This is a genomic window from Methylobacterium sp. NEAU K (assembly GCF_030700285.1).
In the GTDB taxonomy this organism is placed as follows: Bacteria; Pseudomonadota; Alphaproteobacteria; order Rhizobiales; family Beijerinckiaceae; genus Methylobacterium.
Map to the genome: position 1 here is coordinate 21,971 of NZ_JAUYZJ010000047.1, position 7,660 is coordinate 29,630.

The window sequence follows — 7,660 nt, forward strand, 5'->3', positions numbered from 1 at the left end:
CGGGGCGGGGGGGGCCTCTCACCCGGTGGCGGTGGGGGCGGGGGGGGGGGCCCGCCCCGCGGCGCGCCCCACCCCTCATCGTTAGTCGGGTCGACCTCGACCAGCCTGCGGTTCTAAATGGAAACAAGCCAGATCAAGGAACAGCAATTCGCTCATCCCGCCTGAGAGCCGGGGGAGTTGGACAGCCAGGCCGCCGAAATGACGTCCGCCCCTTGATCCAACTGCCTATGACGTGGGCCGGATCAGTTTCGCGATCAGCTTGAACGCATCGTCCGCCGTCATGCCCGGCACGCCCACCGTGTGATTGGCGACGCAGAGCTTTACGTCGCCGCACACCGTGCAAGGCAGCTTTTCCATCGGTGTCGGATGATCGAGCGGCTTGAATTGCGGATCCTTTGCCGCGCAGTCCAGACAGATCATTGCTTGTGGTCTATGTGACGATCGAGATATTCGCGCATGGCGCCGCCCCATAGCTCTGACCACGTGCGCAGATAGGAAATCGCGGCCCGCACGTCGTCAGGCCGCTTTGCAAAAGCCGCCTCTGACTCGCGGATGATCCGCGCACCGACGCCCCGCATTGCGAGCGGCGTATCGTCCCGGCGCATAGCGTCCTGCATCTTCAACGACGACGCGGCGAGGGCCAACACCGTCTTTTGCCCGCCATCCATGGCCCTGCCTCGTTCAGTTGATCCTGGTGACGACTCCCGCGACGGTTACGCCGTCACGGACCAGGGCAACGCTGCGGCGGCCGGAAAAGGCCCGCCAGCTTGCCGCAGGGCTTTCAAAGACGACCACGCTCATCTCCTGGCAGTATCGACGCCTTGAGGGCTTCCCATTGCGCATGGACGCCCCTGAACGGCTTGCGGAGGGCAGGGACCGAGGTGAGGGTCCCCCGGCTTCTGGTCAGGCTGAAAGGTGAGCCTCCGGGTCTCATTCGGCGGCCTGTTGGGCCGCCGCCAAGGCGAATTCCTGGGGCGTCAGCCATCCCAGGGCTGTGTGAGGCCGGCTCTCGTTGTACTGTCGCCGCCGGCGTTCGTGGATGCAGCGGCCCTCTACGCCTCCGCGCGGGCCTCCGGGAACGCCCTGCTCTGTCTCGCCCACCTCCCCAACGAGCCGGATCAAGCAGGTGACTTCGAGAAAGGGGACGCGAACGACGCGACGGCCGCGCTCGCCGTGATCCGGACCCTGGCGGCAGCTTGGTTCGATGGGAGATCGGCGGACGTCTGATCGAGCCGCACCGCGGCCTCGATGCCCGTCACTGCGGCCGGCGCGCCTGGACGATGGTGGTGCAGGCGCTCTCAAGCTTCGGGAGATCGCGGGCGTCGGCCATCCGCACGGCAAGCGGGCGCGTCTCGCCGCGGACGATGGGGCAGTAAGGGTCTGGTGCGTCGAGAGCGCCCATCAGCCGCCGCCGGCCGGCGCAGCCGCCGTGGCAGGCTGCCTCGTGGGCGCAGCCGCGGCAGGGCGCGGGTAGTGACCGCGCCGCGACGAAGGGCTCCGTTTCAACGATTGCCGCGCCGACCTCGATTAGGGCGTCCAGACTCTGACCGACGCCGTCCCAGTACACGCAGGGCTTCACCGTGCCGCGCGGTGTCACCCGCACGGTTCCGGTGCCGCAGCCGCCCAGGCGGGCGGGCAGACCCGCCATGGCCCGCACCAGCGGCTCGCCGATCGCGATCGCGTCGGTCTCTGCGAACAGCCGCGCGAAGCCCGTCCAGTACTCCTCGTAGGTGAGTGCGAAGGCGTCCGTCCGGACGGCCTGATAGACGTTAATCCGCAGCGGCGCGTCGAAGCGCGCGGCGAGCTGTGCAATCTCGTGCAGGCGGTCGAAGTTGGACCGCATCATCACCGCGATGAAGGTCACGCCGACCCCCAGGCGGCGGCAGCGCGCCGCCTGCTCCATCACGAGGTCCCAGTTGCCGTCGCCCCGCTGCGCGTCCTGCTCTTCGCGGGTCGGGTAATCGATCGAGAACTCCACGTCGGCGAAGGCTTGGACCTGCACGTCGTCGATCACCGCGATCGAGTGACCGTTCGACGTGATGGTCAGCTTGACCGGCTCGGCGGCCAGGAGCGCGAGCAATTCGGCGAAACCGGGATGCATGCCGTTCTCGCCCGTGCCGAGATTAATCGAGCGCACCGGCAGGCGGGCGAGCACGGCGCGGACCTGATCGGACGCGAGGCGGTCGACCTGCCCGGCATCGCGGTAGCAGAACGCGCAGGCGAGATTACACTCGTTGGTCAGGCCGAGGCCGAGGGAGAAGCCGCACTTCTTCCCCGCCAGGGCACCCGAATCGTCGGTCATGTCATGGTCCCTCCGCAGGTTTCCACGGCTGGGGGAGCCGGCGTGGAGGCGGCGCCTGTCCTTTCGCGTGGGCGGCGGTCGCGGTAACGCGGTGTTGCGACGTCGCACGGCACGGCAGCCGATGCGACGGGCGAAACCCGCGCTATATCGGCGCGGTAACCGCGGGTGCGCGCGGCGCGAACGGGTCGCGGCGGGCGGCGCTCCGGGGCCAAAGCGGCGGACCCGTCCGCCCCCGGATCGGCCGAGACGACGCATGCGCACCGACCCCCTATCCGACACCCTGACATTCCTGGCGGCGGCCGCCGGCGACCAGCTGGCGCTCGGGCCCTGGCGCTGGGTCCTGATGGCGCTGCTGGCGGCGCTCGTGCTCGGCGGGCTGCTCGCAGCAGCCTATGCCTGGGCTGCGGATCCGGCGCAGCGCACCGGCCGCGACCTCGGCCTGTTCGCGGCCCGCTTCCTGGTCGGCCTGATGTGGTTCGAAAACCTGTTCTGGAAGCTACCCGTATCCACCGGCAACGGCCTGCACTACTGGACCGGCTTGGAGACGAAGGATGCCGCCTTCCGGATCCACGCGACTCTGATCGAGACCCTGGCCCTGCCAGACCCGAACTTCCTGGTGCTCAACGTCGCCGTACTGGCGATCGAACTCGCCTTCGCGGCCTCTCTGATCCTCGGGCTCGGCGTGCGGCTCGCGGGGGCCGTGGGCGTGCTGTTCGTGGCCCAGCTGTGGCTCGGGCTCTACCGCAACGCGCAGGAATGGCCCTGGAGCTACGTCTTCCTGATGCTGCTGATGGGATTGTTCGCCCTGCTGGCGGCCGGGCGCAGCCTCGGGCTCGACGCGACGCTGCGCCGGAGCCACCCGCCCGACATGACCGACGGGGCCCTCGGCACTCTCGTCAGGATCGCCACGTGACGCGCGGCCGGCAAACGGTCCTGCCCGTTCGGGTCGGGCTTATGACAGGGGTGCCGGCCCCGACCTGCGCGATCGCCGTCATGGCGAAGGCTCCGCAGAGCGGCCGGTCGAAGACGCGCCTGTGCCCACCGCTGACGCCGGACCAGGCGGCCTGCCTCAGCGCCGCCTTCCTGCGCGACACGACCGAGAGTATGCGCGCCGCCGCCCGATCGGCGCCGATCGCCGCCTACGCCGCCTACGCCCCGGCCGGCACCGAGGCGTTCCTGACGCCCCACCTCGCACCGGGCACCGCATTGCTGCTGGCCGACGGGGACGCGCCCGCCCCCGCGGGTGTCGAGGGTTTCGGCCGCTGCCTGCTCCAGGCGGTCGCCGACCTGCTGGCGCGCGGCCACGCCGCGGCCTGCGTGCTTTCCTCGGATACGCCGACCCTGCCGACGCGATTCCTGACGACAGCGGCCGACATCCTGCTGGCGCCCAGCGACCGAGGTGTGCTGGGCGCCTGCGAGGACGGCGGCTACTACCTGCTCGGTCTGAAGCGCGCCCATGCCCGCCTGTTCGCCGACATCGCCTGGAGCGGCGACACGGTCGCCGAAGCCACCCGAGCGCGGGCGCGGGAGATCGGCCTCGAACTGGTCGAACTCGACTCCTGGTACGACGTGGACGACGCGGCCTCGCTGGCGCGGCTGATCGCCGACCAGGGCGGCTACCCGGCGCCGGAGACCCGCTCCGCCCTCTCACGCCTCGAAGCCGCGACGCCGCTCGCGGGCAACTGCGCGTGACCCGCCACCTCGCCTCGCCCCTCTGGCGGCTCACGGCACTGGGCTTCGGGCTCGCGGCGATCGAGATCGGCGCGCTAGCGATCCACCTGCCCGGCGCCGACACGGTCGGCTCGATCGGGCGCGCCAACCTGTTCGTCGCCGTCGTAGGCGCCGGGCTCGTGCCGTACGTCCTTTCGGTGCGGCTGGTGCTGCGGGCGCGCCTGCCACGACAAGCCCTTTGGCTCATCCTCGGGCTGGCCGTGGCGATGCGCGCCGCGCTGCTGCCGGCGCCGCCGTTCCTGTCGAGCGACATCTACCGCTACGTCTGGGACGGGCGCGTGCAAGCCGCCGGGATCAACCCCTACCGCCACATCCCGGCCGATCCGGTCCTAGCGCCGCTGCGTGACGCGGCCGTCTACCCGCTGATCAACCGGCGGGACTACGCCCGCACCATCTACCCGCCAGCCGCCGAGGCGGTGTTCGGGGCCGTGGGCCGGATCTCCGACACGGTCGTGGCGATGAAGCTCGCGATGCTCGCCTTCGAGATCCTGGGCGTGGTGTGCCTGCTGGGAGTCCTGCGGATCGCCGGCCTGCCGCCGGAGCGGATCCTGATCTACGCCTGGAATCCGCTGGCGCTGTGGTCCTTCGCGTGCGATGGCCACGTCGACGCGCTCAGCGTCGGCCTCCTTGGCCTCGCCCTATGGCTGCGCGCCCGACACCGCGACGCCTTCGCCGGGGCCGCCCTGGCCGCCGCGGCGCTCGTGAAGTTCCTTCCACTCGCCGTCGCCCCTGCCTTCGTACGCGGCGGGAACCTCGGGCGGCCCGCTCTCGCGGGCCTCCTCGTGATCGCCCTCCTGTACCTGCCCTACCTCGGCGCGGGGCTCGACCTGTTCGGCTTCCTCGCCGGCTACGGCGCGGAGGAAGGCTACGACACCGGCGCGGGCTACTGGCTGCTCGCCGGCCTCGGCCATCTGGGCGTACCCTACGCGGCGCTGCGGCTGCCCTACCTCGCGCTGTCCGCCGGAGGGCTCGCCACGCTCGCCCTCTGGATCGCTTTCGTCCGTGCCGACCGGGGTGAGCCGGACGTCGTGACACTCTGCCGCGACGCGGCTGTGCTCGCGGGGCTCGCCACCTTCGCGGCGAGCCCGCACTACGCGTGGTACTATCCCTGGATCAGCCTGCCGGCGGTCGTGGCCCCACTGCCCGCCGCGGTCTGGCTGGGCTCGGCACCGCTTCTGTTTCTGATCGACCCGTTCAACGACCGCTTCCTCTGGCCGTCGCTGGTCTTCGTACCGGCGATTGTCTTGGCGGCCCGCACGCACTGGCGCGGACGCCGCAACGTCTGGATCCTCCGGCAAGGAGCTGCTCGATGACCGCCTCGGCCGCCCTGAAGGACCCCCGCCGCTACTTCGAGGCGGTCGACACCCGCCGCGCCGCGATCGCCGAGGCGCCGCCGGTTTGCCTCTATCTGGAGGTCACCAACCGCTGCAACCTGCTGTGCGAGACCTGCCCGCGCACCTTCGAGACGCTGGAACCCCCGGCCGATATGAGCTGGGCGCTGTTCACGCGGATCGTCGATCAGGTGCCGAACGTCGGCCGCGTCGTGCTGCACGGAGTTGGCGAGCCGATGCTGGTGAAGGCGCTGCCGCGCATGGTCCGGTATCTGAAAGACCGCGGCACCTACGTCCTGTTCAACACCAACGGCACCCTGATGCAGCCGCGGCGCTTCCAGGAGCTGATCGATACCGGGCTGGACGAGCTGCGGGTCTCCCTCGACGCCGCCGACCGGACTTCGTACCTCAAGGTGCGCGGCAAGGACTTCTTCGACCGCATCGTGCGCGACGTCGGCCGGTTCACCGCGTTCCAGAAATCCATCGGCGCCACGACGCCCAAGGTGTCCCTGTGGCTCACCGGCCTCAGGGAGACGATCGACCAGCTCCCCGCCTTCGTGCGGCTGGCCAACGAGATGGGCGTGACTGAAGTCCACCTGCAGCGCCTCGTGTTCGACGAGGCGGGCTACGGGTTGGCCCGGTCGGATCTGTCCCTGTTCGAGAACACCCGGGCGGAGGAAGCGGCGGCCATCGAGGTCGCGCAGGCGATTGGCCGGGATCTCGGCGTGAGCCTCGACGCCTCCGGGGCGACCGAGCCCGGCATCAGCCTGAAACGACAGGACGAGCGGGCCTGGGCGACCTGCCGCCGGCCATGGTCGCTGATGTACTTCACCGCCCACGGCCGGGCTCTGCCCTGCTGCATCGCCCCGTTCTCGGTGCGCGGCTACGCGAACTACACGCTGGGCGATGCGACGCAGGCGACGCTCCGCGAGATCTGGAACGGCGAGGCCTACCGCGACTTCCGCACGGCGCTCCTCTCCGACACGCCGCCGGCCCCGTGCAAGAACTGCGGCCTGCGCTGGAGCCTGTGACGTGCGGCCCGAGGCGGCGCAGGCGGTCTCCGCGGCGGGGCCGGGTATGTCCGCGCGACGGGTTCATCCGGTCAGCGTCGTCATCCCGACGCTGAACGAGGCCGAAGCGATCGGCGCCGCGATTCGCGAGATCCCGACCGCTTACGCGAAGGATATCATCGTCGCCGATGGCGGCTCGACCGATGGGACGCAGGACGTTGCACGTGCTGCAGGTGCCCGGGTGATCGACGCCGGACGCGGCTACGGCCGGGCCTGCGCGGCTGGCGCCGCGGCAGCGGATCCAGAAAGCCGCGTCATCGTCTACCTCGACGGCGACGGTGCCGACCGCGGCGACCTGATCGGGGAGATCGCGGGCCCGGTGCTCGCGGGCACCCACGATTTCGTCCTAGCCTCGCGCACCCGCGGGGCGCGTGAAGTCGGTTCGATGCTGTGGCATCAGGTACTGGCCGGCCGCCTCGCCGGTCTTGGCATCGGCCTGCGCTATCGCGTGCGCTACAGTGACATGTGCGCTTACCGCGCGATTGATCGCGCGGCGCTGGAGCGCCTGTCCTTGCGCGAGATGACCTACGGCTGGAACATCGAGATGCAGATGCAGGCCGCCCGAGCGGGTTTACGCATCCTGGAGGTACCGCTGCCCTACCGCCGCCGCGCGGGCGGCGCCTCGAAGGTCGCAGGCTCGCTTCGCGGCACGCTGCGCGCGAGCAGCAAGATCGTCTCAACCTACCTGCGGGTCGCCGCAAGGCCGAGGCGCGACTTGACCTGACCGGCTGGCTTTGGACCGAGCTGATTGAGAGGATCAGCTGGGACCAGAGGAGTTGGGGATGAAGCGAGGACAGAGGCCGAGCGCGGAACAGGTCGTGCTGATGCTGCGCCAGATTGAGGTACAGACGGCGTAAGGCAAGAGCATCGCCGTCTCTTGCAAGGATGATCCTCCCCCGACTTCACGGACAGGGGGTTTAGCTCGCGTTCCGTTCGGCTTGCTCGGGGGTGATGTAGCCGAGTGCCGAGTGGATGCGCTGCCGATTGTAGTAGCCTTCGATGTAGGCGAACAAGTCGCGTCGGGCCTCGTCCCGGGTCGCCCATCGTCGCGGGTGGACAAGTTCGACCTTGAGGGTGTGGAAGAAGCTTTCCATCGGGGCGTTATCGTAGCAGCAGCCGGTCCGGCTCATGGAGGGTATCGCCTTCATGCCGACGAGTTGCTTTCGATAGGCCTCGGCGGCGTACTGGCTGCCGCGATCGGAATGACAGATGAGCCCAGCGGCCGG

General features: G+C 69.9%; 10 protein-coding genes and 1 pseudogene. 6 read left to right on the plus strand and 5 right to left on the minus strand.

Annotated features, from left to right (window positions below; all coding sequences use genetic code 11):
• Positions 1-225: 225 nt before the first annotated feature.
• The 3 genes and pseudogenes from Q8W67_RS24555 to Q8W67_RS24565 all read right to left on the minus strand — a co-directional run.
• Positions 226-420, minus strand: a complete 195-nt coding sequence (locus tag Q8W67_RS24555) for a hypothetical protein (RefSeq protein WP_305550460.1) — start codon at positions 418-420, stop codon at positions 226-228.
• Positions 417-668 (minus strand): hypothetical protein, encoded by a 252-nt coding sequence (locus Q8W67_RS24560; RefSeq protein WP_305550461.1) that lies wholly within the window; start codon positions 666-668, stop codon positions 417-419. The genes Q8W67_RS24555 and Q8W67_RS24560 overlap by 4 nt, the downstream gene beginning before the upstream one ends.
• A gap of 262 nt (positions 669-930) precedes the next feature.
• Positions 931-1,035: pseudogene (locus tag Q8W67_RS24565) on the minus strand (integrase core domain-containing protein); the annotation flags it as partial.
• On the opposite strand from Q8W67_RS24565, the gene Q8W67_RS24570 reads away from it, so the two are divergent.
• Complete coding sequence (locus tag Q8W67_RS24570) at positions 997-1,227, plus strand: hypothetical protein (protein WP_305550471.1); 231 nt, start codon at positions 997-999, stop codon at positions 1,225-1,227. The pseudogene Q8W67_RS24565 and the gene Q8W67_RS24570 overlap by 39 nt on opposite strands.
• 28 nt (positions 1,228-1,255) lie before the next feature.
• On the opposite strand, the gene Q8W67_RS24575 is transcribed toward Q8W67_RS24570, so the two are convergent.
• Positions 1,256-2,302, minus strand: a complete 1,047-nt coding sequence (locus Q8W67_RS24575) for a radical SAM/SPASM domain-containing protein (protein WP_305550462.1) — start codon at positions 2,300-2,302, stop codon at positions 1,256-1,258.
• A gap of 253 nt (positions 2,303-2,555) precedes the next feature.
• Between Q8W67_RS24575 and Q8W67_RS24580 the strand changes: the two genes are divergently transcribed.
• The 5 genes from Q8W67_RS24580 to Q8W67_RS24600 all read left to right on the plus strand — a co-directional run bounded on the left by Q8W67_RS24580 (position 2,556) and on the right by Q8W67_RS24600 (position 7,158).
• Entirely contained in the window at positions 2,556-3,215 is a 660-nt protein-coding gene (locus tag Q8W67_RS24580; protein ID WP_305550463.1) for a DoxX family protein, read from the plus strand.
• 80 nt (positions 3,216-3,295) lie between these two features.
• A complete protein-coding gene (locus Q8W67_RS24585) occupies positions 3,296-3,994 on the plus strand; it encodes a DUF2064 domain-containing protein (protein ID WP_305550464.1) in 699 nt (232 codons plus the stop codon).
• Positions 3,991-5,346 carry a hypothetical protein gene (locus tag Q8W67_RS24590; protein WP_305550465.1) on the plus strand — a complete coding sequence of 452 codons (1,356 nt, stop codon included), beginning with the start codon at positions 3,991-3,993 and terminating at the stop codon, positions 5,344-5,346. The genes Q8W67_RS24585 and Q8W67_RS24590 overlap by 4 nt, the downstream gene beginning before the upstream one ends.
• A complete protein-coding gene (locus Q8W67_RS24595) occupies positions 5,343-6,395 on the plus strand; it encodes a radical SAM/SPASM domain-containing protein (protein ID WP_305550466.1) in 1,053 nt (350 codons plus the stop codon). The genes Q8W67_RS24590 and Q8W67_RS24595 overlap by 4 nt, the downstream gene beginning before the upstream one ends.
• Positions 6,396-6,441: 46 nt before the next feature.
• Positions 6,442-7,158: a glycosyltransferase family 2 protein gene (locus Q8W67_RS24600; RefSeq protein ID WP_305550469.1), complete on the plus strand. Its 717-nt coding sequence runs from the start codon at positions 6,442-6,444 to the stop codon at positions 7,156-7,158.
• 193 nt (positions 7,159-7,351) lie between these two features.
• On the opposite strand, the gene Q8W67_RS24605 is transcribed toward Q8W67_RS24600, so the two are convergent.
• The coding region (locus Q8W67_RS24605) for an IS3 family transposase (RefSeq protein ID WP_305550467.1) at positions 7,352-7,660 on the minus strand (309 nt) is incomplete at its 5' end.

What these genes read in the sequence shown, in the direction of transcription:
- Q8W67_RS24555 (WP_305550460.1), bottom strand. Translation starts at nt 420, where the DNA reads ATGATCTGTCTGGACTGCGCGGCAAAGGATCCGCAATTCAAGCCGCTC.
- Q8W67_RS24560 (WP_305550461.1), bottom strand. Translation starts at nt 668, where the DNA reads ATGGATGGCGGGCAAAAGACGGTGTTGGCCCTCGCCGCGTCGTCGTTG.
- Q8W67_RS24575 (WP_305550462.1), bottom strand. Translation starts at nt 2,302, where the DNA reads ATGACCGACGATTCGGGTGCCCTGGCGGGGAAGAAGTGCGGCTTCTCC.
- Q8W67_RS24580 (WP_305550463.1), top strand. Translation starts at nt 2,556, where the DNA reads ATGCGCACCGACCCCCTATCCGACACCCTGACATTCCTGGCGGCGGCC.
- Q8W67_RS24585 (WP_305550464.1), top strand. Translation starts at nt 3,296, where the DNA reads ATGGCGAAGGCTCCGCAGAGCGGCCGGTCGAAGACGCGCCTGTGCCCA.
- Q8W67_RS24595 (WP_305550466.1), top strand. Translation starts at nt 5,343, where the DNA reads ATGACCGCCTCGGCCGCCCTGAAGGACCCCCGCCGCTACTTCGAGGCG.
- Q8W67_RS24600 (WP_305550469.1), top strand. Translation starts at nt 6,442, where the DNA reads ATGTCCGCGCGACGGGTTCATCCGGTCAGCGTCGTCATCCCGACGCTG.